Origin of the sequence: Streptomyces coeruleoprunus, from assembly GCF_039542925.1 — a bacterium.
Classification (GTDB): domain Bacteria; phylum Actinomycetota; class Actinomycetes; order Streptomycetales; family Streptomycetaceae; genus Streptomyces; species Streptomyces coeruleoprunus.
Window position 1 is genome coordinate 5,712,546 of sequence record NZ_BAABIT010000001.1, and the last position, 24,879, is coordinate 5,737,424.

Consider the following 24,879-nt stretch of genomic DNA (forward strand, 5'->3'; position numbering starts at 1 on the left):
ACCAGGCCGCCGGGAGCTGCCCGCACACGCAGCCGAGGGGACACGCGCGATGACGGCCGAGCTGGTCCGGGGGCAGAACCATCTCCTGCCCGACACCCGACTCGAGATCCGGGTCTCCGCCGGCACTCCGGTCGTGGCCGGTGCCGGCCTCGCCGACGAGCACGGAAAGGTGGCCGGATCCGAGTGGGTCGCCCACCCCGGCTCGCCGCGCCTGCCCGGTGTCGAGGTGTCCCGGCAGGCGGCCGCCGACCACCGGCTCGCCGTCGACCTGGAGGCGCTCCCGGCCGCCGTGCACCGCGTGACCGTGCTGCTCGCCCTCCCGGCCGGCACGGGCGGGCCCGGCAGCTTCGGCGCCGTCGCGGCGCCCTTCGTCGCGGTCACCGGCCTCGACGGCACCGAGATCGCCAGCTACACCATCACCGGCCTCGACACCGAGTCCGCCGTCGTCGCCCTGGAGCTGTACCGCCGCCAGGGCGTCTGGAAGGTCCGCGCCGTCGGCCAGGGCTACGCCGGCGGCCTCGCCGCGATGCTCCACGACCAGGGCCTGGACCGCGCCGCCGACCTCGCCACCGCCATCCAGGACGCCGTCGCCCGCGGCGTCGACCGCTCCGTGGCCGCGCCCCCGCCGCGCACCGCCGACGTCGACCGGCTCCGCCACGGCGCCCCGCTGGCCCCGACGGCCCCGCCCGGCCCCGCGAACGCCCAGCCGCCGCAGCCGCCTCAGCCTTCCGAGCCCGCCCGGCCCCCGGTCGGCGACCAGCCCTCCGCCGGCGCCACCCCGCCCGCGAACCCGGCGCCGTCGACCGGCCCCGCCCGGCCCGCCGGGCCCATCGACTACACCCACCCGCGCCGCCGCACCACCGCGCCCCCGCCGCCGCCCCCGGCCGCGCCCCCCACCTCGCCCGGCACCCCGTCCGCGCCGGTGGCCGGCGACGCCACGGGCTGGTCCATGGAGGAGCGGCTCTACAACCAGGTGTGGGGCATGTTCGAGGACCTGGCCCGGGCGACGGCCGCGTACCGCAGCGCCGTCGACTTCGCCGAGTCCCGTATGGACCAGGAGCTGGACCGCGTCCTGTCCGACCCGCGCAGCCGTATCGGTTCCGCGGGGGACGCCGCCCGCGCGGCCGCCCGCGCCAAGTGCGAGGAGCTGACCGCCCGGGCCCGGGAGGGGCTCGACCGGGACCTGGCCCAGCTCGCCGCCGAGTCGGAGGTAGTGGAGCCGGCGCTGCCGGTCGCGTTCGCCCGCTGGGACAACCCCGTGTGGCACGCCTACCGCGTCCCCATGGAGATCCCCATGGCGCTGCGGCTGGGCGACCTGCACCTCGCCGAGAGCCCGGAGCTGCGCATCCCCATGCTCATCCGGCTGCCGCTGGAGCGGGGCCTGTGGGTGGACGCCGGCCGCCGCGGCTCCGGGGCGGCCGGCCTCCTCGACGAGGGGCGGCTGCGCAGGCTCGCCCTCGACACGGCGGTCGCGCACGCCGCCCGCCTCCTCGCGGTCTACCCGCCGGGCGACTTCACGGTGCACGTCATCGACCCGGCGGGCTCGGCGGCCGCGGCTCTCGCCCCGCTCACGGAATCCGGGGTGCTCGCCGCGCCGCCGGCCACCGGGCCCGGGGGAGTGGCCACGGTCCTGTCCCGGCTGACCCGGCGCGTCGACCTGGTGCAGATGGCGGTCCGCGGCGGCGCCGCCGCGGACGCGCTGCCGCCGGACCTGGACACCGCCGAACAGCTGCTGATCGTCAACGACTTCCCGCACGGCTTCGACGACCGGGCCGTCACCCAGCTGCGCTACCTCGCGGACGAGGGCCCCGCCGTGGGCGTCCATCTGCTGATGGTCGCCGACCGCGAGGACGCGAGCGCCTACGGCCCGGTGCTGGACCCGCTGTGGCGGTCCCTGCTGCGGGTCACGCCCGTTCCGGACGACCACCTGGCCGACCCGTGGGTCGGGCACGCCTGGACGTACGAGCCGCCTCTGGTGCCGCCGGGCAGCCGGATCCTCCACGACGTGCTGGGGAGGGTCGCCGACGCGCGCCGCAGCTGGCGCCGTTGACCACGGGCACGGGCTCGCCAACGGGGCCGTAAACCCTCTCGTCGCCCCACCATGCCCGCTGAGCTGGGAACTTGAGGTTCTTTTACCCAGGGCTTTACCTTTCCTTGGGGGTTGGGGTACGGTGCTGTCCGCGGAGGGGAGTACTCCCGGCTGCGGCGTGCCCGTCAATACGGACGGTCGGACGGAAGACCGGTCCCGGGGCGCCGGCCCCCACGCGCCCCGGCCCCGGCCGTGGCGCACTCGGGTGGAAGAGACCTCCGGCAGCGACGACGCTGATCAGTAGCCGTACGACGCCGGAGGCGCAGTGGACGTTTCGATGACCCTGTGGGTGGTGACCGTTCTCGGTCTGTCCGCCCTGATCGCGATCGACTTCTTCATCGGGCGCAAGCCCCATGACGTGTCGGTCAAGGAGGCCGGGATCTGGACCGTGGTCTGGATCGTCCTGGCCGCGCTCTTCGGGCTCGGCCTGCTGTTCGCCGGCGAGAGCCAGGCGTCCGGCGAGTTCTTCGCCGGCTTCATCACCGAGAAGTCGCTGAGCGTCGACAACCTCTTCGTCTTCGTCCTGATCATGGCGAAGTTCTCCGTGCCGTCCCACCTCCAGCAGCGGGTGCTGCTGATCGGTGTGCTGATCGCGCTCGTCCTGCGGGCCATTTTCATCGCCGCCGGTGCCGCGATCATCGCCAGCTTCTCCTGGGTCTTCTACATCTTCGGCGCGTTCCTGATCTACACGGCCTGGAAGCTCGTCCAGGAGGCCCGCTCCGACGAGCCGGAGGAGGAGTACGAGGAGAACCGCCTCCTGCGCTCCATCGAGCAGCGCTTCGGCGTCGCCGACCGGTACCACGACACGAAGCTCTTCATCCGCAACAACGGCAAGCGGGTGCTGACGCCGCTGATGGTCGTCATGCTCGCGATCGGCACCACCGACGTGCTGTTCGCCCTGGACTCCATCCCCGCGATCTTCGGCCTGACCCAGGACCCGTACATCGTGTTCACGGCCAACGCCTTCGCGCTCATGGGCCTGCGACAGCTGTACTTCCTCATCGGCGGCCTGCTGAAGAAGCTGGTCCACCTGAGCTACGGCCTGTCGGTGATCCTCGGCTTCATCGGCGTGAAGCTGGTGCTGCACGCCCTGCACGAGTCCGGGGTGCACGTCCCGGAGATCTCCATCCCGTTCTCGCTGGCCGTCATCTGCGGCGTCCTGGTGATCACCACGATCACCAGCCTCATCGCCTCCCGCAGGCAGGCCGCCGCCGAGGAGCAGGCCAAGGAGTCCGCGGAGGTCTGACCCCCGCCAGGAGCAATGCGACACCGGCCGGGTTGCCGTGCGACCCGGCCGGTGTTTGCGTGGCTTCCATGAAGTTCACTCAGATCGTCGACTTCGAGACCGAGCGCATGGACGAGATGCGTGCCCTCATGGACGAGTGGGACGCCACCGCCGGGCCCCGCGACTACGGCCCCAAGCGCACCGCCATCCTCAAGGACCGGGACAACGCCAACCGGTTCTACGTCGTCGTCGAGTTCGACTCGTACGACGAGGCCATGCGCAACAGCAACGACCCCGGGACCACGCGCATGGCGCAGCGCCTCCAGGAGCTGTGCACCCGGCCCACCCGGTTCGTCAACTGCGACGTCCTCGACACGCAGGAAGGCTGACTCCGGGCCCGGCGTCCCGCCGCACGGCCGCTCAGACAGCCGCGGGTTCCTCGGCGGGCTCCTGTACCGCGGCCGGCCGCGGCATGGTCTCCGGCAGCAGCGCGAAGCAGCCCAGGCTCAGCACGGCGATGGCCGTCAGATAGGCCGCCACGCCCCACGGCGGCCCCGAGCCGCCCGACGCGGCCGTCGCCACCATCGGGGTCAGCGCCCCGCCCAGCACGCCCGCCAGGTTGTAGCCGACAGCCGCGCCCGTGCAGCGCACCCGCGGCTCGTACAGCTCCGGCAGATACGCGGCGACGACCGAGAACATCGTGATGAACGCCAGCAGCGCACCCAGCAGCCCCAGAAACATCATGACCGGCCGCCCGGTGTGCAGCAGCGCCACCATCGGGAACATCCACACCGCGCACGCCGCGCACCCCGCCAGACACAGCGGACGCCGCCCGTACCGGTCGCCGAGCATCGCGGCGAACGGCGTCACCGCGCCCTTGACGGCCACCGCCGCCATCACACAGACCAGCATCGTCGTACGGCTCACGCCCAGCCGCTCGGTGCCGTACGCCAGCGCCCACGTCGACACGGCGTAGAACACCGCGTACCCGACCGCCAGCGCCCCGGCCGTCAGCAGCACCAGCCGCCAGTGGCCGCGCACCACCTCGACCAGCGGGGCGCTCGCCCGCGTGCCCGACTCCGCCAGTTCCTGGAACTGCGGGGTCTCCGCCAGCGACGTGCGCAGCAGCAGCCCGCCGAGCGCGAGGACGCCGGCCGCCCAGAACGGCACGCGCCACCCCCACTCCCGGAACGCCTCGTCGCTGAGCCACGCCGACAGGGCCAGCATGATCCCGTTCGCCAGCAGGAAGCCGACCGGCGGGCCCATCTGCGGGAAGCTCGCCCACAGGGCGCGCCGCCGCTCCGGGGCGTGCTCGGCCGTCAGCAGCACCGCCCCGCCCCACTCACCGCCCAGGCCGAGGCCCTGCAGGAAGCGCAGCACCAGCAGCAGCACGGGGGCGGCCACGCCCAGCGTCGCGTACGACGGGACGCAGCCGACCGCGACGGTCGCCGTGCCCGTCAGCGCCAGTGAGGCGAAGAGCACCGGGCGCCGCCCGTAGCGGTCGCCGATGTGTCCGAAGAGGACCGAACCGAGGGGACGGGAGACGAAGCCGACGGCGAAGGTGCCGAACGCCGCGAGCGTGCCGGCGACGGGGGAGAAGGTCGGGAAGAAGAGTGGCCCAAGGACCAGGGCCGCGGCCGTGCCGTAGACGAAGAAGTCGTAGAACTCGATGGCCGTGCCGGCCAGTGAGGCGGCGGCGAGCCGCGTCATGGACGGCTGTGCGTGTGGGAGGTGACGTTGACGCATGCTCCGCCAACCTACCCGGCACACGGGGTGGTTCGGAGGGCGCTAAACGGTCGCGTGGCGCCGGGCCGCGCGCGCCGGGGTCACCAGCCGCGCGTGCGCCACTCCGGCAGGTGCGGGCGCTCCTCGCCCAGCGTGGTGTCCCTGCCGTGCCCGGGGTAGATCCAGGTCTCGTCCGGCAGCGCGTCGAAGAGCTTGGTCTCGACGTCGCGCAGCAGGCTCGCGAACGCCTCGGCGTCCTTCCACGTGTTGCCGACGCCGCCGGGGAAGAGGCAGTCGCCGGTGAAGACGTGCGGATGGCCGTGCGGGTCGTCGTAGACGAGCACGATCGAACCGGGCGTGTGCCCGACCATGTGGCGGGCCGTCAGCGCGACCCGCCCCACCTGGACGGTCTCGCCGTCCTCGACGAGCACGTCCGTCGGCACCTCGATGCCCTCGGCGTCGTACCGCCCGGCGTAGGTGCGGGCGCCGGTGGCGGCGACGACGTCGGCCAGCGCGCCCCAGTGGTCGCGGTGGCGGTGGGTGGTGACGACGGACGCGATGCCGTCGTCACCGATCAGCCGGAGCAGTGTGCGCGGCTCGGCCGCCGCGTCGATCAGCAGCTGCTCGCCGGTGGTCCGGCAGCGCAGGAGATAGGCGTTGTTGTCCATCGGCCCGACGGCGACCTTGGAGACGATCAGATCCGCCAGCTCGTGCACGTCCGCGGGTCCGCCGACCTTCACCGCTCCGCTGTACGTCATGGGGTCAGCCTATAGCGGGGGCAGCGCCGGCAGCGGTCCTCCCGAGACCGTCAGGGCGGAGCCGTCGCGGCGGCCCGCCAGCCAGCCGAGCAGGTCCGCGGCGGGGCCCCGCACGGTGACGGCCGGGCCCTCGGCTCCGCCGCCCGTGGTCCAGGTGCGGCCGTCGTCGGCGGCCACGGTGGTGGCGGGGACGTCCTTGTGGCCGGAGAACCGCTCCGTCAGGAACGCGATCTCGCGCTCGGTGAACTCCTTCGGGAGGTCCTCCAGCTCGTAGCCGACGCCCAGGTCGACGTGGTGCAGCTCCACCTCCACGAGGCGGCGGAAGGGCACGCGCGCGGCCCGGTCGGTGACGCCGTTGCGCAGCTCCACCGTGCGGGCCCAGTCCGCCGGGGCCTCGCCCTCGGCGCGGAAGCGGGCGGCGGACTCGCGCAGGTCGTCCAGGTGTACGGCGAGGGGGCGGGGGGCGTCGCGCTCGATGTCGGCGTCGCGGGCGTCGCCGCTCACGTACATGGGGCGGCCCTGGAGGACGTTCACGAGGGCGTCGGCGTTGCGGGCGACGTGGGCGAGGACGTGGCCCCGCGTCCAGCCGGGGAGCCGTGACGGCTCGGCCACGGCGGCGTTGTCGAGGGCGGAGGCCGCGGTGAGCAGCCGTTCGGTCGCCTCCTGTACGGAGGCCAGGTCATGGGCGTGGTCGATCATGCTGCTGACAGTAGCGCCGCCACTCGTTCGGGTGAAGGTGGTGGAGCGCGGACCAAAATCGAATGCACGTGCTATACGCTCGGTGGAGGCATCCTTGAAAGTCAGGCATTCATCCATCTGGCGGCCCCCATAGGCTGAAGAAGTCTGGGACAGGGGCTGTGCCCCCCGCTTCTCTCAAGAAAGGTGCGGACCCGGCGTGGCCGACCGTCTCATCGTCCGTGGCGCGCGCGAGCACAACCTGAAGAACGTCTCGCTCGACCTGCCACGCGACTCGCTCATCGTCTTCACCGGGCTCTCGGGGTCGGGCAAGTCCTCCCTCGCCTTCGACACGATCTTCGCCGAGGGCCAGCGGCGGTACGTCGAGTCCCTCTCGTCGTACGCCCGGCAGTTCCTCGGCCAGATGGACAAGCCGGACGTCGACTTCATCGAGGGCCTCTCGCCGGCCGTCTCCATCGACCAGAAGTCGACCTCGCGCAACCCGCGCTCCACGGTCGGCACCATCACCGAGGTCTACGACTACCTGCGCCTGCTGTTCGCCCGCATCGGCAAGCCGCACTGTCCCGAGTGCCGCCGGCCGATCTCCCGGCAGTCGCCGCAGGCCATCGTCGACAAGGTGCTGGAGCTGCCCGAGGGCAGCCGCTTCCAGGTGCTCTCGCCGCTGGTGCGGGAGCGCAAGGGCGAGTTCGTCGACCTCTTCGCCGACCTCCAGACCAAGGGCTACAGCCGCGCCCGCGTGGACGGGAAGACCGTCCAGCTGTCCGAGCCGCCCACGCTGAAGAAGCAGGAGAAGCACACCATCGAGGTGGTCGTCGACCGCCTGACCGTGAAGGACAGCGCCAAGCGCCGGCTCACCGACTCCGTCGAGACCGCCCTCGGCCTCTCCGGCGGCATGGTCGTGCTCGACTTCGTCGACCTCCCCGAGGACGATCCCGAGCGCGAGCGGATGTACTCGGAGCACCTGTACTGCCCGTACGACGACCTGTCGTTCGAGGAGCTGGAGCCCCGCTCGTTCTCGTTCAACTCGCCCTTCGGCGCCTGCCCGGACTGCACCGGCATCGGCACGCGCATGGAGGTCGACCCGGAGCTGATCGTCCCGGACGAGGAGCGCTCCCTCGACGAGGGCGCGATCCACCCCTGGTCGCACGGCCACACCAAGGAGTACTTCGGACGGCTCATCGGCGGCCTCGCCGACGCGCTCGGCTTCCGCACCGACATCCCCTGGGCCGGCCTGCCGCAGCGCGCCAAGAAGGCCCTGCTCCACGGCCACAAGACCCAGGTCGAGGTGCGGTACCGGAACCGGTACGGCAGGGAGCGGGCGTACGTCACCCCCGCCTTCGAGGGCGCCGTGTCCTTCGTCAAGCGGCGCCACAGCGAGGCCGAGAGCGACTCCAGCCGCGAGCGCTTCGAGGGCTACATGCGCGAGGTGCCCTGCCCCACCTGTGAGGGCACGCGCCTGAAGCCGATCGTCCTCGCCGTCACGATCATGGACAAGTCCATCGCCGAGGTCTCGGCGATGTCCATCAGCGACTGCGCCGACTTCCTCGGCCGGCTCCGGCTGAGCGCCCGCGACAAGAAGATCGCCGAGCGGGTGCTGAAGGAGGTCAACGAGCGGCTGCGGTTCCTGGTCGACGTGGGCCTGGACTACCTGTCGCTGAACCGCGCGGCCGGCACGCTGTCCGGTGGCGAGGCCCAGCGCATCCGGCTCGCCACCCAGATCGGCTCCGGCCTGGTGGGCGTGCTGTACGTGCTGGACGAGCCGTCCATCGGCCTCCACCAGCGCGACAACCACCGGCTGATCGAGACCCTGGTCCGGCTCCGTGACATGGGCAACACGCTCATCGTCGTCGAGCACGACGAGGACACGATCAAGGTCGCCGACTGGGTCGTCGACATCGGCCCCGGCGCCGGCGAGCACGGCGGCAAGGTCGTCCACTCCGGGCCGTTGAAGCAGCTCCTCGCCAACAAGGACTCGATGACCGGGCTGTACCTGTCCGGGAAGCGGTCCATCCCGGTGCCGGACATCCGCCGCCCCATGGACCCCTCCCGCAGGCTCACCGTGCACGGCGCCCGCGAGAACAACCTGCGGGACATCGACGTGTCGTTCCCGCTGGGCGTCCTCACGGCCGTCACGGGCGTCTCCGGCTCCGGCAAGTCGACGCTGGTCAACGACATCCTGTACACGCACCTGGCCCGCGAGCTGAACGGCGCCAAGTCCGTCCCCGGGCGGCACACGCGCGTGGACGGTGACGACCTCGTCGACAAGGTCGTCCACGTCGACCAGTCGCCGATCGGCCGCACCCCGCGGTCCAACCCGGCGACGTACACCGGAGTCTTCGACCACGTCCGCAAGCTGTTCGCCGAGACGATGGAGGCCAAGGTCCGCGGGTACCTGCCCGGCCGGTTCTCCTTCAACGTCAAGGGCGGCCGCTGCGAGAACTGCTCCGGCGACGGCACCATCAAGATCGAGATGAACTTCCTGCCGGACGTGTACGTGCCGTGCGAGGTCTGCCACGGCGCGCGCTACAACCGGGAGACCCTGGAGGTCCACTACAAGGGCAAGTCCATCGCCGAGGTGCTGGACATGCCGATCGAGGAGGCCCTGGAGTTCTTCGAGGCCGTCCCGACGATCTCGCGCCACCTGAAGACGCTCACCGAGGTCGGCCTCGGGTACGTCAGGCTGGGCCAGTCCGCGCCCACGCTGTCCGGCGGCGAGGCCCAGCGCGTCAAGCTCGCCAGCGAGCTGCAGAAGCGCTCCACGGGCCGTACGGTCTACGTCCTGGACGAGCCGACCACCGGTCTGCACTTCGAGGACATCTCGAAGCTGATCAAGGTGCTGTCGAACCTCGTCGACAAGGGCAACACGGTGATCGTCATCGAGCACAACCTCGATGTGATCAAGACCGCCGACTGGGTCGTCGACATGGGCCCCGAGGGCGGCAGCGGCGGCGGCCTGGTCGTCGCCGAGGGCAGCCCGGAGGCGGTGGCGGGCGTTCCCGCCAGCCACACCGGCAAGTTCCTCCGCGACATCCTCGACACCGACCGCATCAGCGACGCCTCCCCGGTCAAGGCGGGCGGCAGGGGCAACGGCAAGGTCGACGCCAAGGGCAACGGTGGGCGCACGGCCAGGAAGACCACGGCCCGCGCCAAGAAGGCCTGACCCGGCCCACCACACCCGTGTGACCGGCGGACCTCCGCCGGTCACACGGGCGTCAGGCCAGTTCCGTCGCGTACGGCGGCTCCGCCCCCGGACGGGAGCAGGTCAGCGCGGCCGCGCGGGCGGCGAAGGTGAGCAGCGAGGTCCACGCGGCCACGTCCAGCGCCGCCGGGTCACGCCCGGCCAGCCCGTGCAGCAGCGCCGCGTTCACCGTGTCACCGGCGCCGATCGTGTCCGCCACCCGTACGGGGACGCCCGGCACGGACACCGACAGCTCGCGCGTCCACACCGTCATGCCCGCCGCGCCACGCGTCAGCACCACCGCCGCCGGACCGGCCGCCGGCCACTCCTCGGGCGTGCCGCCCAGCCAGGCCGCGTCCTCCTCGGACAGCTTCAGCAGCGACACGTACGGCAGCCAGCCCGCGAACCGCTTCCGGTACGCGTCCGCGTCCGGGATGAGCCCCGGCCGCACGTTCGGGTCCAGCAGCGTCAGCAGCCCCCGCCCCGCCTCGCGCCGCAGCAGCGCCTCGTACGCGCTCGCGCCGGGCTCCAGGGCCAGCGAACACGTGCCGAAGGCCACCGCCCGCGCCTCCTCCGGCAGCCGCTCCGGCAGCTCGAACAGCCGGTCCGCGGTGCCCTCCGCGTAGAAGCCGTAGCGCGCCGACCCATCCGCCGCGACCGACGCCACGGCGAGCGTCGTCGGCTCGGCGCCGCGCTGCACCAGCCCGGTGTCCACGCCCGCCCCCCGCAGCCCGTCGAGCAGCGCCTCGCCGAAGGCGTCCGTCGAGACGCGCGAGCAGAACCCGGTACGCGCCCCGAGCCGCCCCAGCGCCACGGCGGTGTTGTACGGGCCGCCGCCCAGGCGCGGCACCAGCGGCGACAGCCCGGGCACGGCCACGGGCGTCCCCTCGGGAACCAGGTCTATCAGGGCCTCACCGGCGACGACGATCACGGCCCCGAACGTAGTCGATCGCCTCCGACCAGGACAGCCCCCCTGGAAGGGCCGCCGATCTGCGTCGGTATCGTCGGGTCCGTACCCGCAACCGGTCCGTACCCGAAACCGGGTCCGTGCCTGAAGAAGGGTCCTGCCCGAAGCCGGGTCCATGCCCCGCAACGGGTCCTTGCCGCCGCCGTCCCGACCATCCCCGTGGAGTGCCCATGCCCGGCCAGCCCGCCGCCCGCCGTACCGTGCTGAAAGGCGCCGCGCTCGCCGGTGCCGCCGGGCTCGGCGCCGCCGCCTGCTCCACCGAGTCGAAGCTCGGCCACGCGCAGACGCCGACCCCGACCGCACCCGTCGACCTCGGCGCGGCCGACGCGGTGCCCGTCGGCGGCGCCCGGCTCTACCGCGAGCAGCGCCTCATCGTGCACTGCCCGGCCAAGGGCCAGTACAAGGCGTTCAGCGCCCAGTGCACGCACGCCGGCTGCCTCCTCGACAAGATCGAGGGCGCGGAGGGCAACTGCCCCTGCCACGGCAGCCGTTTCGACGTCGCCACGGGCAAGGCGCTCAAGGGCCCGGCGACCGTGCCGCTCCCGGAGGTCCCGGTCACGGTGAAGAACGGCAAGCTCATCGCCGGCCCCGAGGCCTGACGGCCCGAGGCCTGACGGCCCGAGGCCTGACGGCCCGAGGCCTGACGGCCCGAGGCCTGACGGCCCGAGGCCTGACGGCCCGAGGCCTGACGGCCCGAGGCCTGACGGCCCGAGGCCTGACGGCCCGAGGCCTGACGGCCCGAGGCCTGACGGCCCGGGCCCCGCGTGGGGCCCACCCTCACTCCCAGTCCCAGTCGATCCCCAGGAGCCCCGGCCGTACGCCCTGTTCCACGAGGTGTACGGTCCGGTGGCGGCCGCTCAGGGTGAGGTCGGCCCGTGCGCCGCGCGGGGCGACCGCCGATGTCTGGGCGAAGCGCCGGCACCGCACCGGCAGGGCGTCCTCGTGGAACCGCACCTGCAGCACGTACTGCCCGCCCGCGAAGCTGAACCCGCGCACGTACTCGGCGCTCTCCCCGGCCGTACCGTCGTCGAAGCCGTACCCGAAGACATACGTGTCGCCCGCGCGCAGCCGCGTGTCGAAGAGCAGCTCGGCGACCACCACGCCGGTCTCCCGGTGCCAGCGCACCCGCCCCGTACGGCAGTTCTCGCCGGCCCGCACCACCACCCGCTCCGGATCGCACCCCGGGTCCCCGTGGTGGATGGCCAGATAGCGGTCCACGCCGTCGCGGTGAGCCCGCACCACGTGCTGCGAGTCGCGGCCCACGAGCTGGCGCTCCGCCCCGATCCGCACCCGCTCGTGGTGCCCCACGGTGTGCAGCCCGCCGTCCACCGGTGAGCCCAGCCCGGCTATCAGGGCCTCCACCACGCCCGACGTGTGGACCAGCGCCCGGTACGACCGGGCCGCCGGCCGGGCCGCGCCGTCCTGGCCGCCCGCCGTGCCGTCCTGCCCGTCGCCCGCCCCACCGAGCAGCCGGATCAGCGAGCCGCCGGGCAGCTGGAGCAGCTCCTCCAGGGCCCGCACGGCCTTCAGCGACTCGGGCCGCTGCGGGCGCCGGGCGCCCTGCTGCCAGTAGCACAGGCTCGTCACGCCCACCTTGATGCCGCGGTGCGCCAGGTGATGCTGCACCCGCTGGAGCGGCAGCCCGCGCACCGCCAGGGCCGCGCGCAGCGCCAGATGGAACGGACCGGTGTGCAGCAACTGCGCCAGATCGGCCTCGGTGTGTCCCATGGGGACTCCTCAGTGAACGTTCACGACGGGGCGGTACGACATCGCGACCGCGGGCGCGCGTCGGCTGGTCGGGCCGGGGCGGCCGTTCACAGGGCGACCGCTTCCTTCACACCGCGACGTCACCCCGCATTGAAGCGTGTTGACCTGTCCCCGACAACGATCGATGCTTCCCGACACGCGTCCGGACGCGCTCCTCCCTCCCCACATCCCCACTCGGAGGAACGCGATGAGCAACACCCGCAAGCAGCACCGGCCACGGCGGAACGGAGGTGTCGCCCTCGCGGCGGCCCTCTGCGCCGCCCTGATCACGGTGCCGGCCACCTCGACCACCGCCGCCGCCACCTCACCGCAGGACGACCGGGCACCCGTGTCCGCGCTCGCCGCCAAGCGCCTCGACATCACCATGCAGGCCCAGCAGAAGACCAACTGGTGCTGGGCTGCGGCCGGCAACACCATCGCGACCTGGTTCGGCCGCGGCTACAGCCAGAACCAGTTCTGCAACGCCGCCTTCAACCGCCAGCAGGGCACCGACTGCCCCAACTGGCAGGCCACGCTCGGCAACGTCCAGACCGGACTGCGCTGGGCGGGCATCAACCCCGGCTCGTACGTGGACGGCTGGCTGCGCTACTCGACCGTGCAGACCGAGATCAACGCCGACCGCCCCGTCGAGACGCGCATCCAGTGGTCGAGCGGCGGCGGCCACATGCACGTGATCTACGGCTACGACGACTCCAGGAGCTGGGTCTACTGGGGCGACCCGTGGCCGTCCAGCGACCGCTACAACTGGGCCTCGCACGCCTGGTACGTCGACAACAACTCGTTCTCCTGGACCCACTCGCTCTACCGGATCGGGGCGTGAGACGGATGACGCACCTCGTACGCCGCACGACCGCCGCGCTCACGGGCACCACGCTCACCGGGACCGCGCTCACGGGCACGGCCCTCACCGGCACGGTCCTGCTGGCGCTCGCCGCACCCGCCGCCGCGGCCGGCGGCACCGCCTTACCGCCCGCGCCCACCGCGCGCGACGCGGCCGCGGCGGCCACGACGCTGGACACCCTGTCCCGCTTCTTCGCCGCCCGCGACGGCGCGGCGCCCGGGGCCGCCAAGGCCGCCGCCCGGCCCCGCATCGAGGGGGCCCCGGTCCCCGTGCACGTCCTGTCCCCGGAGTTCGTCGCGGGCCGACCCGGTGCGCCGGTCGCCCGCGTCGAGTTCCACGCGTCCAGAGCGGTCGCGCAGGACGGCCGCAAGGCGTCGGTGTGGACCGTCCGGCAGGGCGCCGGCTGGCAGGTCGTGAACATCGCCACCGGCGACGACGAGATCCGGTACGCCGAGCAGGGCACCCGCAGGCTCCCCGGCGGCACGGTGTTCCGCGAGCCGCAGATCGACGCCTGGTACGTCCACAAGGGCGGCGAGGTCCTGCCCCTGGACCCGGACGCCGTCCGGGCCGTGGGGGCGAACGGCACGACGCTCGCCGCCTACCGCGCCCGGGTCACCGCGGCCTACGGCGACAAGCTGCCGGGCTCCGCCTACGCGGGCGCGGGCCGGGCGGGCGGCTACGACCACGGCCCGGCCGGCGGGCGGGCGGCGCCTCCCCGCCACGGCGCCGGGCCCGTGACGGCGGCGTCCACCGGGCCCGCGGCCGCCCCGTCCGCCGCCCCGGTGACCGCGGTGTCGGCCACCGCCGCGGCCTTCGTGGCGGCGGCGCTCACCGCGCTGCGCCTGCGCCGCCGCCGTACGGCCTGACAGGTGGGCGAACGGGCCGCGCGGGGCGCCTCCGTCCCCACCGGAAGGTGTCCCGCGCGCGCCCGGAGTGTCGGTGGTCGCCAGTAGGGTGTGAGACATGGCAGACCCCTCCAGCTACCGCCCCAAGCCGGGACAGATCCCCGACTCGCCGGGGGTCTACAAGTTCCGCGACGAGCACCGCCGGGTGATCTACGTCGGGAAGGCCAAGTCCCTGCGCCAGCGGCTCGCCAACTACTTCCAGGACCTGGCGGGCCTGCACCCGCGCACGCGCACGATGGTCACCACCGCCGCGTCCGTCGAGTGGACCGTCGTCTCCACAGAGGTCGAGGCGCTGCAGCTGGAGTACTCCTGGATCAAGGAGTTCGACCCGCGGTTCAACGTCAAGTACCGCGACGACAAGAGCTATCCCTACCTCGCCGTCACCCTCGGCGAGGAGTTCCCCCGCGTCCAGGTCATGCGCGGCCACAAGCAGAAGGGCGTGCGCTACTTCGGGCCGTACGCGCACGCCTGGGCCATCCGCGAGACCGTCGACCTGCTGCTGCGGGTCTTCCCGGTGCGTACGTGCACGTCGGGCGTGTTCCGGAACGCCGCCCGGACCGGCCGGCCCTGCCTTCTCGGCTACATCGGCAAGTGCTCGGCCCCCTGCGTCGGCCGGATCAGCCCCGAGGACCACAAGGAACTGGCCGAGGAGTTCTGCGACTTCATGGCCGGCCGCACCGGCACGTACATCCGCCGCCTGGAGAAGGACATGATGGCGGCGGCCGAGGAGATGGAGTACGAGAGGGCGGCCCGGCTCCGCGACGACATAGACGCCCTCAAGCGGGCCATGGAGAAGAACGCCGTCGTCCTCGCCGACGCCACCGACGCGGACCTGATCGCCGTCGCCGAGGACGAGCTGGAGGCCGCCGTCCAGATCTTCCACGTCCGCGGCGGCCGCGTGCGCGGCCAGCGCGGCTGGGTCACCGACAAGGTCGAGGCCGTCGACACGGCCGGACTCGTCGAGCACGCCCTGCAGCAGCTGTACGGGGAGGAGACCGGCGACGCGGTCCCCCGGGAGGTCCTCGTCCCGGCCTTGCCCGAGGACCTCGACGCCGTCACCCAGTGGCTCAGCGGCCGCCGGGGCTCCCAGGTGTCCCTGCGCATCCCGCAGCGCGGCGACAAGAAGGACCTGATGGAGACCGTCGGGCGCAACGCCCAGCAGGCCCTGGTCCTGCACAAGACCAAGCGCGCCAGCGACCTCACCACGCGCTCGCGCGCCCTGGAGGAGATCGCCGACGCCCTGGGCCTGGACACGGCGCCGCTGCGCATCGAGTGCTTCGACATCTCGCACCTCCAGGGCGAGGACGTCGTCGCCTCCATGGTCGTCTTCGAGGACGGGCTGCCCCGCAAGAGCGAGTACCGCCGCTTCCAGATCAAGGGCCGTGTCGGAGACACGCAGGTCTGGCACGGCGAGGGGCAGGACGACGTCCGGTCCATGCACGAGGTGATCAGCCGCCGCTTCCGGCGCTACCTCGCCGAGAAGGAGCGGACGGGCGAGTGGGTCGGCGAGAACGGCACCCCGGGCGGTGAGGTCCCGGCCGACGCCGACACGGACGGCGGCCCGGAGGACAACGGGCGGCCCAGGAAGTTCGCCTACCCGCCACAGCTCGTCGTCGTCGACGGCGGGCAGCCCCAGGTCGCCGCCGCCCGGCGGGCCCTGGACGAGCTGGGCATCGACGACGTCGCGGTCTGCGGCCTGGCCAAGCGGCTGGAGGAGGTCTGGCTCCCCGGGGACGACGACCCGGTGGTCCTGCCCCGCTCCAGCGAGGGCCTGTACCTTCTGCAGCGGGTCCGTGACACGGCTCACGACTTCGCCATCCGCTACCAGCGCACCAAGCGCCACAAGCGCCTCAGGACCAGCCCCCTGGACGCCGTGCCGGGTCTCGGGGACGCCAGGAAGAAGGCGCTGATCAAGCACTTCGGTTCGGTCAAACGGCTCCGGCAGGCGACAATCGAGCAGATCTGCGAGGTGCCGGGGTTCGGCCGGAAGACCGCCGAGGCCGTGGCCGTGGCCCTCGCCCAGGCCGCGCCGGCCGCTCCCGCCGTGAACACGGCGACAGGAGAGATCATGGAAGACGACACCGGGGGACCGCGCACGGACGGGGGAGCCCGAGATGACTGAGCACGTCCCACACGACGACCGCGAAAACCGAGAAGACGGAGCAGCACACGTGAGTACGGGCACGACGATCGAGGCCGGCGAGGCCGCCGAGGCGGCCATCCCCGAGCTGGTGATCATCTCCGGCATGTCCGGCGCCGGGCGCAGCACCGCCGCCAAGTGCCTGGAGGACCTCGGCTGGTTCGTCGTCGACAACCTGCCACCCGCGCTGATCCCGACCATGGTGGAGCTGGGCGCCCGCTCGCAGGGCAACGTCGCCCGCATCGCCGTCGTCGTCGACGTGCGCGGCCGGCAGTTCTTCGACAACCTCCGCGAGTCCCTCGCCGACCTGGAGGCCAAGCAGGTCACCCGCCGGATCGTCTTCCTGGAGTCCTCCGACGAGGCCCTGGTCCGCCGCTTCGAGTCGGTCCGCCGCCCGCACCCCCTCCAGGGCGACGGGCGCATCGTCGACGGCATCGCCGCCGAGCGCGACCTGCTGCGCGAGCTGCGCGGCGACGCCGACCTGGTGATCGACACCTCCAGCCTGAACGTGCACGAGCTGCGCGCCAAGATGGACGCCCAGTTCGCCGGCGACGAGGAGCCCGAGCTGCGGGCCACCGTCATGTCGTTCGGCTACAAGTACGGGCTGCCCGTCGACGCCGACCTCGTCGTGGACTGCCGCTTCCTGCCCAACCCGCACTGGGTGCCGGAGCTGCGCCCGTTCACCGGCCTGAACGAGGAGGTGTCCGGCTATGTCTTCAACCAGCCCGGCGCCAAGGAGTTCCTGGACCGGTACACCGAGCTGCTGGAGCTGATCGCCACCGGCTACCGGCGCGAGGGCAAGCGGTACGTCACGATCGCCGTCGGCTGCACGGGCGGCAAGCACCGCTCCGTCGCCGTGTCCGAGAAGCTCGCCGCCCGGCTCGCCTCGGAAGGGGTCGAGACCGTCGTCGTGCACCGGGACATGGGGCGCGAGTGAGGAGGCCGTACCGCAGGCGCACGAGCACCCTGTCCGCCCGTACGCTCCGCAGACGCGGCGCGCAGCCCAAGGTCGTCGCCCTCGGCGGCGGCATGGGCCTGTCCGCGTCCCTCGCCGCGCTGCGCCGCATCACCGGTGACCTCACCGCCGTGGTCACCGTCGCCGACGACGGGGGCTCCAGCGGCCGCCTCCGCGAGGAGCTGGGCGTCCTCCCGCCCGGCGACCTGCGCAAGGCCCTCGCCGCGCTGTGCGGCGACGACGACTGGGGCCAGACCTGGGCCAGGGTGATCCAGCACCGCTTCCAGTCCAAGGGCGACCTGCACGAGCACGCCGTCGGCAACCTCCTGATCGTCGCCCTGTGGGAGCAGCTGGGCGACCACGTCCAGGCCCTGGACCTGGTCGGCCGGCTGCTCGGCGCGCACGGCAGGGTGCTGCCCATGTCGGCCGTCCCGCTGGAGCTCCAGGCCCTGGTCAGGGGCCACGACCCGGAGCGCCCGGAGGACGTGGACACCGTGCGCGGCCAGGCGACGGTGGCGCTCACGCCCGGCGAGGTCCAGTCGGTGCACCTGGTGCCGAACGACCCGCCGGCCGTCCCGGAGGCCGTCGCGGCCGTGCTGGACGCCGACTGGGTGGTGCTCGGGCCGGGCTCCTGGTTCTCGTCGGTGATCCCGCATCTGCTGGTGCCCGAGCTGCTCGACGCGCTCGTCGAGACGAAGGCCCGCCGGGTGCTCTCCCTGAACCTCGCGCCGCAGCCCGGAGAAACCGCCGGGTTCTCTCCGCAGCGTCATTTGGAGGTTTTGGCCCGACACGCCCCTAAACTCGCCCTGGACGTGGTGCTGGCCGACGAGGCCGCCGTGCCCGACCGCGAGTCGCTCGTCGACGCCGCGAAGCGGCTCGGTGCGGCGGTCGAGCTGGCCCCCGTGGCCAGGAAGGACGGCCTGCCGAAGCACGACCCGGAGCTGCTGGCCGCCGCGTACGACCGTATTTTTCGGATGCATGGAAGGATCGGCCCATGGCGATGACGGCAGCGGTGAAGGACGAGATCTCCCGGCTCCCCGTCACCCGCACCTGCTGCAGAAAGGCCGAGGTCTCGTCGATCCTGCGGTTCGCCGGCGGTCTGCACCTGGTGAGCGGCCGGATCGTGATCGAGGCGGAGCTGGACACCGCCATGGCGGCGAGGCGGCTGAAGCGGGACATCGCGGAGATCTTCGGGCACAGCTCGGAGCTGATCGTGATGGCCCCGGGAGGGCTGCGCCGGGGCTCCCGGTTCGTGGTGCGCGTGGTGGCCGGCGGCGACCAGCTGGCGCGGCAGACCGGCCTGGTCGACGGCCGGGGCCGCCCCATCCGGGGCCTGCCCCCGCAGGTCGTCTCCGGTGCCACCTGTGACGCCGAGGCCGCGTGGCGCGGTGCCTTCCTGGCGCACGGCTCGCTGACCGAGCCCGGCCGGTCCTCCTCGCTGGAGGTCACCTGCCCCGGCCCGGAGGCCGCGCTCGCGCTGGTGGGCGCCGCCCGCCGGCTGTCGATCGCCGCGAAGGCCCGCGAGGTGCGGGGCGTGGACCGGGTCGTCGTCCGGGACGGCGACGCGATCGGCGCGCTGCTGACCCGGCTGGGTGCCCACGAGTCCGTGCTGGCCTGGGAGGAGCGGCGGATGCGCCGCGAGGTCCGCGCCACGGCCAACCGGCTCGCCAACTTCGACGACGCCAACCTGCGCCGCTCGGCCCGTGCGGCCGTCGCCGCCGGCGCCCGGGTGCAGCGCGCTCTGGAGATCCTCGGCGAGGAGGTGCCCGAGCACCTCGCGGCGGCCGGCCGGCTGCGCATGGAGCACAAGCAGGCGTCCCTGGAGGAGCTGGGCGCCCTCGCGGACCCGCCGCTGACGAAGGACGCGGTCGCGGGCCGTATCCGCCGGCTCCTGGCCATGGCCGACAAGCGGGCCCAGGACCTGGGCATCCCCGGCACGGAGTCCAATCTGACCGAGGAGATGGCGGACGGCCTGGTCGGCTGAGGCTCCCGCCCGCCCATGCAGTCCCGATGCCCGGCGCCGTACGACGGCGCCGGGCTTCTGCGTACCCGGGCGCGCCCGGCCACCATCCCCGAGGCCGTGTTGACATGATCATGAAGTGTCATCAGCCTGGCCTCTGTTCGTTTCGAGGTGACTTCGTGACAGACAACAGCAAGGGGAGCTTATGAGACGCGGAGCGAGAACGATCCTCGCCGCGGCTTCACTGCTGATGGCCGGCCTGGTGGCGGCACCCGTCGCCGGGGCGGAGCAGAACGACCACGGGAACGACGACACGCTTTCCGTGTGGCACGCCACCGTCACCAAGGAGCAGGTGCCGCTCCTGCTCGAAGCCGGCACCGACGGCCACGAACTGACCGAGCGGGTTCCCGACCGGGGCTCCGCCACCGTCGAGGTCCACCTCACCGGCGCCCAGGCCGACGCCCTGCGCGCCAAGGGGGTCACCCTCACCGAGCACACCCTCCCCGACGCCGCCGAGCGGCGCGTCGCCGCCGCCGGCGACGGAGTGTTCCGCCCGTACAGCGGTCCCGGCGGGCTCAAGGAGGAGATCCTCGCGACGGGCCGGAACCACCCGGGCCTCACCAAGGTCGTCAGCATCGGCAAGTCCCTCAGGGGCCAGGACATCCTCGCCGTCAAGGTCACCAAGGGCGCCCGGACCTCCCCGGACGGGTCCAGGCCCGCGACCCTCTACCTCTCCAACCAGCACGCCCGCGAGTGGATCACCCCGGAGATGACCCGGCGGCTGCTCCACCACTACCTCGGCCAGTACGGCAAGGACCCGCGCGTCACGCGGATCGTCGACACCACCGAACTGTGGTTCGTGCTCTCGGCCAACCCGGACGGCTACGACCACACGCACGCCGACCCCGCCAACCGCCAGTGGCGCAAGAACCTCCGCGACAACAACGGCGACGGCCGGATCACCCCCGGCGACGGCGTCGACCTCAACCGCAACTTCTCCTACAAGTGGGGCTACGACAACGAGGGTTCGTCCCCCGACCCGGCCGACGAGACCTACCGCGGCAGCGGCCCCATGTCCGAGCCCGAGACCCGCGCCCTCGACGCCTTCCAGAAGCGCATCGGCTTCACGTACGGCGTCAACTACCACTCCGCGGCGCAGCTGCTGCTCTACGGCGTGGGCTGGCAGGTCGCCACCCCCAGCCCGGACGACACCGCGCTCAAGGCGCTCGCCGGCACCCCGGCCAAGCCGGCCGTCCCCGGCTACCGTCCGCAGCTCTCCTCGGAGCTGTACACCACCAACGGCGAGGCCGACGGCCACGCGTCGAACGTCAACGGGATGCTCATGTTCACCCCCGAGATGTCGACCTGCGCCACCGTCTCCCGCATCGACCCGAACGACGCCTGGGAACCCGCCGACTGCGCCTCCGTCTTCACGTTCCCCGACGACGAGAAGCTGATCCAGCAGGAGTTCGCCAAGAACATCCCCTTCGCGCTCGCCGTCGCCGAGTCCACCACCCGCCCGGACGACCCCGTCTCGCCGGTCGGCGCCGAGGCACCCGACTTCACCCCCGACACCTTCACCACCTCCTACGCGCGCGACCGCGGCCAGCCCGTCGCCGTCACCGCCCGCAAGTCGCTGCGCGACAAGGAGCTCCACTACCGCGTCAACGGCGGCCGTACGCACGAACGCGACCTGACCCCCTGGCGCGGCGGCAGCACCTACGGCGGCGAGGACAACCACCACTTCGACGAGTACCGCGCCACCGTGAAGGGCGCCCGCCCCGGCGACAAGGTCGAGGTCTGGTTCACCGCCACCACCCGCGACGGCCGGCGCACCGCCTCCACCCCCTTCACCTACACCGTCGCCGAGCGGCCCCGCGCCGACCTGCTCGTCCTCGCCGAGGAGGGCGGCACGACACCCGCGCGGCACACCGCCGCGTACACCACCGCCCTCGCCGACAACGGGCGCCGGGCCGCCGTCTGGGACGTCGCCACCCAGGGCGCCCCGCACCCCCTCGCCGTCCTCGGCCACTTCCGCGGCGTCGTCTGGTACACCGGCGACCAGCGCCCCTCCGGCGCGACCACCCTCGCCGTACGCTCCTACCTCAACGACGGCGGCAAGCTGATCAACGCCGGGGAGCAGGCCGGCGGCTTCGCCGTCATCGGCCGGGCCCTGTCCAACGACTTCGCCCAGTACTACCTCGGCGCCCACCACCGCGCCGGGCTCGCCGCCCCGCCGTCCTTCACCGGCACGGGACCCTTCGCGCGGACGACCGTCCCGCTCGCCGGGGCGGAGGGCAACCCGCTCGACAACGCCGGCGCCTACACGGTCACCTCCGAGTCGCTGCCGCCCGCCTCCTTCCCCTGGTTCGGCAGCGCCGCCGCCGGCGACTACCCCGGCGTCCGCACACCGTTCGAGCCCTACGAGGGCACGAGCTTCGCCGCCGCACGGCACGCCGACAACGCCTGGATGCGGCTCTCCCGCACCGTGGACCTCACGGGCGTGACCGCCGCCGACAAGCCGTCCCTGCGGTTCCGGATCAGCTACGACACCGAGCCGGCCTACGACCACGTGATCGTCGAGGCCCGCACCGCCGGCCAGGACGACTGGACGACCCTGCCGGACGTCCACGGCGGCACCTCCACCGAGGTCCCCGCCGACTGCGGCGAGGGCTTCTACGTGGGCGGACACCCCTTCCTCGGCCGCTACCTCACCGTCGGGACCCACGGCTGCGAGGCCACCGGCACCAGCGGCACCTGGAACGCCTTCAGCGGCGCGTCCAACGGCTGGCGGCAGGCCGCCGTGGACCTCGGCGCCTACGCGGGCAAGCAGGTCGAGCTGTCCGTCTCGTACGTGACCGACCCCGGCACGGCCGAGACGGGCGTCTTCGTCGACGACACCGCACTCGTCGTCGGCTCCGCCGTCCGGGACCGCGAGGGCTTCGAGACCGCCCTCGGTCCCTGGTCCGTCCCCGGGCCGCCGGCGGGCAGCCGGGCCAACGCCTCCGACTGGGCCAGGTCACCGGCGCTGTTCCACTCGTACGCCTCCGTCACCACCCGCGACACCGTGCTGCTGGGCTTCGGCCTGGAGCATGTGACCGGCAGGGCCGAACGCGCCGCGCTGGCCGGAAAGGCCCTCCGGGCCCTGCGCCGCTGACCCGCCGTACGGCCCCGGGACACTACCGCTCGGTAGGTTGCGGCCCCGGGGTCGTACGGGTGCGCTCGATGTCACTCCGGCGGCGCCGGAGAGGTAGGGTCATAAGCGGTCGGGGACATCCCATACAGCTCGCCGGCGTCGAAACCCGGCGTACCAACGAGGAGATCGGTTCGTGACGATCCGCGTAGGCATCAACGGCTTTGGCCGCATCGGTCGTAACTACTTCCGCGCGCTGCTGGAGCAGGGTGCAGACATCGAGATCGTGGCTGTCAACGACCTGGGTGACACCGCGACCACCGCTCACCTGCTGAAGTACGACACCATCCTCGGCCGTCTGAAGGCCGACGTGTCCCACACCGCCGACACCATCACCGTCGACGGCCACACCATCAAGGTCCTCTCCGAGCGCAACCCGGCCGACATCCCCTGGGGCGAGCTGGGCGTCGACATCGTCATCGAGTCGACCGGCATCTTCACCAAGAAGGACGACGCCGCCAAGCACATCGCCGGCGGCGCCAAGAAGGTCCTCATCTCGGCTCCGGCCAGCGGCGAGGACATCACCATCGTGATGGGTGTCAACCAGGACAAGTACGACGCGGACAACCACCACGTCATCTCCAACGCGTCCTGCACCACCAACTGCGTCGCCCCGATGGCCAAGGTCCTCGACGAGAGCTTCGGCATCGTCAAGGGCATGATGACCACGGTCCACGCCTACACCAACGACCAGCGCATCCTCGACTTCCCGCACAAGGACCTGCGCCGCGCCCGCGCCGCCGCGGAGAACATCATCCCGACCTCGACGGGTGCCGCGAAGGCCACCGCCCTGGTCCTCCCGCAGCTCAAGGGCAAGCTGGACGGCATCGCCATGCGCGTCCCGGTCCCGACCGGCTCGGTCACCGACCTCGTCGTCGAGCTCGACCGCGAGGTCACCAAGGACGAGATCAACACCGCCTTCCAGAAGGCCGCCGAGGGTCAGCTGAAGGGCATCCTCGAGTACACCGAGGACCCGATCGTCTCCTCCGACATCGTGAACTGGCCGGCCTCCTGCACCTTCGACTCCTCCCTGACCATGGTTCAGGGCAAGCAGGTCAAGATCGTCGGCTGGTACGACAACGAGTGGGGTTACTCCAACCGGCTCGTCGACCTCACCGTCTTCGTGGGCAGCCGGCTCTGAGCCTCAGCAGCACGGCAGGCACCTCGATGTAAGCACAGGGCTCGGGCAGCGCGACGCCGCGCTGTGCGGGCCCTGTCGCTTGCGCGTTTTCCTCCGGGTCAGTCACCAAGGAGCAGGTAACAGATGAAGACGATCGACGCACTCCTCGCGCAAGGGGTCGACGGCAAGCGGGTATTCGTCCGCGCCGACCTCAACGTGCCGCTCGACGGCACCACCATCACCGACGACGGCCGCATCCGCGCCGTCCTCCCCACCATCAAGGCCCTCACCGAGGCCGGCGCCAAGGTCGTCGTCGCCTCGCACCTCGGCCGCCCCAAGGGTGCCCCGGACCCCGCCTTCTCGCTGCGCCCGGCCGCCGCGCGCCTCGCCGAGCTGCTCGGCGCCTCCGTCGCCTTCGCCGCCGACACCATCGGCAGCGAGGCCCACGACGCGGTGAACGGCCTGGAGGCCGGCGGCGTCGCGGTCATCGAGAACCTCCGCTTCAACCCGGGCGAGACCTCGAAGGACGACGCCGCGCGCGCCGAGTTCGCCTCCCGCCTCGCCGCCCTCGCCGATGTGTACGTGGGCGACGGCTTCGGTGCCGTCCACCGCAAGCACGCCTCGGTCTTCGACCTGCCGAAGCTGCTGCCGGCCTACGCCGGTCACCTCATCGCCACCGAGGTCGGCGTCCTGAAGAAGCTCACCGATGACGTCAAGCGGCCGTACGTGGTCGTCCTCGGCGGCGCCAAGGTCTCCGACAAGCTCGGCGTCATCGACCACCTGCTGGAGAAGGCCGACCGCATCCTCGTCGGCGGCGGCATGGCGTACACCTTCCTCAAGGCCAAGGGCCACGAGGTCGGCATCTCCCTGCTCCAGGAGGACCAGATCCCGGCGTGCCTGGAGTACCTGGCGCGCGCCGAGAAGCGCGGCGTGGAGTTCGTCCTCCCCGTCGACGTCCTGGTCTCCGCCGACTTCCCGGACCTCAAGACCAAGGCCCCGGCCAACCCGGACACCGTCGCCTCGGACGCCATCCCGGCCGACAAGGAGGGCCTGGACATCGGCCCGAAGACCCGGGAGCTGTACGCGGCGAAGCTCGCCGACGCCGCGACCGTCTTCTGGAACGGCCCGATGGGCGTCTTCGAGCACCCCGACTACGCGAACGGCACCAAGGCCGTCGCCCAGGCGCTCGTCGACTCCCCGGCCTTCACGGTCGTCGGCGGTGGTGACTCCGCCGCCGCCGTACGCATCCTGGGCTTCGACGAGAATGCTTTCGGCCACATCTCGACCGGTGGCGGCGCCAGCCTCGAATACCTCGAGGGCAAGACGCTTCCCGGTCTCGCCGCACTGGAGGACTGACACA

19 protein-coding genes are annotated in these 24,879 nt (G+C 72.5%); 14 read left to right on the forward strand and 5 right to left on the reverse strand.

The window, feature by feature from the left end; all coding sequences use genetic code 11:
- Positions 1-49: 49 nt before the first annotated feature.
- From ABEB09_RS25520 to ABEB09_RS25530, 3 genes are all read left to right on the forward strand, one after another.
- Complete coding sequence (locus ABEB09_RS25520) at positions 50-2,050, forward strand: TerD family protein (RefSeq protein WP_345692246.1); 2,001 nt, start codon at positions 50-52, stop codon at positions 2,048-2,050.
- A 304-nt stretch (positions 2,051-2,354) separates the two neighbouring features.
- Positions 2,355-3,335 carry a TerC/Alx family metal homeostasis membrane protein gene (locus ABEB09_RS25525; protein WP_345692247.1) on the forward strand — a complete coding sequence of 327 codons (981 nt, stop codon included), beginning with the start codon at positions 2,355-2,357 and terminating at the stop codon, positions 3,333-3,335.
- Between the two features lie 68 nt (positions 3,336-3,403).
- On the forward strand, positions 3,404-3,703 hold the full coding sequence (locus ABEB09_RS25530) for a hypothetical protein (protein ID WP_345692248.1): 300 nt from the start codon (positions 3,404-3,406) through the stop codon (positions 3,701-3,703).
- A 31-nt stretch (positions 3,704-3,734) separates the two neighbouring features.
- Here the strand turns inward: ABEB09_RS25530 and ABEB09_RS25535 are convergent, their stop codons facing one another.
- From ABEB09_RS25535 to ABEB09_RS25545, 3 genes are all read right to left on the reverse strand, one after another.
- Entirely contained in the window at positions 3,735-5,024 is a 1,290-nt protein-coding gene (locus ABEB09_RS25535) for an MFS transporter (RefSeq protein WP_345694084.1), read from the reverse strand.
- Between the two features lie 116 nt (positions 5,025-5,140).
- Positions 5,141-5,797 carry an MBL fold metallo-hydrolase gene (locus tag ABEB09_RS25540; RefSeq protein WP_345692249.1) on the reverse strand — a complete coding sequence of 219 codons (657 nt, stop codon included), beginning with the start codon at positions 5,795-5,797 and terminating at the stop codon, positions 5,141-5,143.
- 9 nt (positions 5,798-5,806) lie between these two features.
- Entirely contained in the window at positions 5,807-6,496 is a 690-nt protein-coding gene (locus tag ABEB09_RS25545) for a maleylpyruvate isomerase family mycothiol-dependent enzyme (RefSeq protein ID WP_345692250.1), read from the reverse strand.
- Positions 6,497-6,692: 196 nt separating this feature from the next.
- Here ABEB09_RS25545 and uvrA point away from each other — a divergent pair, with 196 nt between their 5' ends.
- Positions 6,693-9,653 carry an excinuclease ABC subunit UvrA gene (uvrA, locus tag ABEB09_RS25550; protein ID WP_345692251.1) on the forward strand — a complete coding sequence of 987 codons (2,961 nt, stop codon included), beginning with the start codon at positions 6,693-6,695 and terminating at the stop codon, positions 9,651-9,653.
- A 52-nt stretch (positions 9,654-9,705) separates the two neighbouring features.
- On the opposite strand, the gene ABEB09_RS25555 is transcribed toward uvrA, so the two are convergent.
- On the reverse strand, positions 9,706-10,602 hold the full coding sequence (locus tag ABEB09_RS25555) for a carbohydrate kinase family protein (protein ID WP_345692252.1): 897 nt from the start codon (positions 10,600-10,602) through the stop codon (positions 9,706-9,708).
- Between the two features lie 206 nt (positions 10,603-10,808).
- Here ABEB09_RS25555 and ABEB09_RS25560 point away from each other — a divergent pair, with 206 nt between their 5' ends.
- Positions 10,809-11,237: a Rieske (2Fe-2S) protein gene (locus ABEB09_RS25560; protein ID WP_345692253.1), complete on the forward strand. Its 429-nt coding sequence runs from the start codon at positions 10,809-10,811 to the stop codon at positions 11,235-11,237.
- Between the two features lie 178 nt (positions 11,238-11,415).
- Here the strand turns inward: ABEB09_RS25560 and ABEB09_RS25565 are convergent, their stop codons facing one another.
- Entirely contained in the window at positions 11,416-12,366 is a 951-nt protein-coding gene (locus ABEB09_RS25565) for a hypothetical protein (RefSeq protein WP_345692254.1), read from the reverse strand.
- Positions 12,367-12,592: 226 nt separating this feature from the next.
- Between ABEB09_RS25565 and ABEB09_RS25570 the strand changes: the two genes are divergently transcribed.
- From ABEB09_RS25570 to ABEB09_RS25610, 9 genes are all read left to right on the forward strand, one after another.
- A complete protein-coding gene (locus tag ABEB09_RS25570; RefSeq protein ID WP_345692255.1) occupies positions 12,593-13,225 on the forward strand; it encodes a papain-like cysteine protease family protein in 633 nt (210 codons plus the stop codon).
- 5 nt (positions 13,226-13,230) lie between these two features.
- On the forward strand, positions 13,231-14,112 hold the full coding sequence (locus ABEB09_RS25575; RefSeq protein WP_345694085.1) for a hypothetical protein: 882 nt from the start codon (positions 13,231-13,233) through the stop codon (positions 14,110-14,112).
- Between the two features lie 97 nt (positions 14,113-14,209).
- Positions 14,210-16,273, forward strand: coding sequence for an excinuclease ABC subunit UvrC (uvrC, locus tag ABEB09_RS25580; protein WP_345692256.1), 2,064 nt, complete (start codon positions 14,210-14,212; stop codon positions 16,271-16,273).
- Positions 16,266-17,228: an RNase adapter RapZ gene (gene rapZ, locus ABEB09_RS25585; protein ID WP_345692257.1), complete on the forward strand. Its 963-nt coding sequence runs from the start codon at positions 16,266-16,268 to the stop codon at positions 17,226-17,228. The genes uvrC and rapZ overlap by 8 nt, the downstream gene beginning before the upstream one ends.
- On the forward strand, positions 17,117-18,250 hold the full coding sequence (locus ABEB09_RS25590) for a gluconeogenesis factor YvcK family protein (protein WP_380840186.1): 1,134 nt from the start codon (positions 17,117-17,119) through the stop codon (positions 18,248-18,250). The genes rapZ and ABEB09_RS25590 overlap by 112 nt, the downstream gene beginning before the upstream one ends.
- Positions 18,241-19,230: a DNA-binding protein WhiA gene (whiA, locus tag ABEB09_RS25595; protein WP_345692259.1), complete on the forward strand. Its 990-nt coding sequence runs from the start codon at positions 18,241-18,243 to the stop codon at positions 19,228-19,230. The genes ABEB09_RS25590 and whiA overlap by 10 nt, the downstream gene beginning before the upstream one ends.
- A gap of 181 nt (positions 19,231-19,411) precedes the next feature.
- On the forward strand, positions 19,412-22,363 hold the full coding sequence (locus tag ABEB09_RS25600) for a M14 family metallopeptidase (RefSeq protein ID WP_345692260.1): 2,952 nt from the start codon (positions 19,412-19,414) through the stop codon (positions 22,361-22,363).
- A gap of 172 nt (positions 22,364-22,535) precedes the next feature.
- Entirely contained in the window at positions 22,536-23,540 is a 1,005-nt protein-coding gene (gene gap, locus ABEB09_RS25605; protein WP_345692261.1) for a type I glyceraldehyde-3-phosphate dehydrogenase, read from the forward strand.
- A 123-nt stretch (positions 23,541-23,663) separates the two neighbouring features.
- A complete protein-coding gene (locus tag ABEB09_RS25610; protein ID WP_345692262.1) occupies positions 23,664-24,875 on the forward strand; it encodes a phosphoglycerate kinase in 1,212 nt (403 codons plus the stop codon).
- Positions 24,876-24,879: the final 4 nt, after the last annotated feature.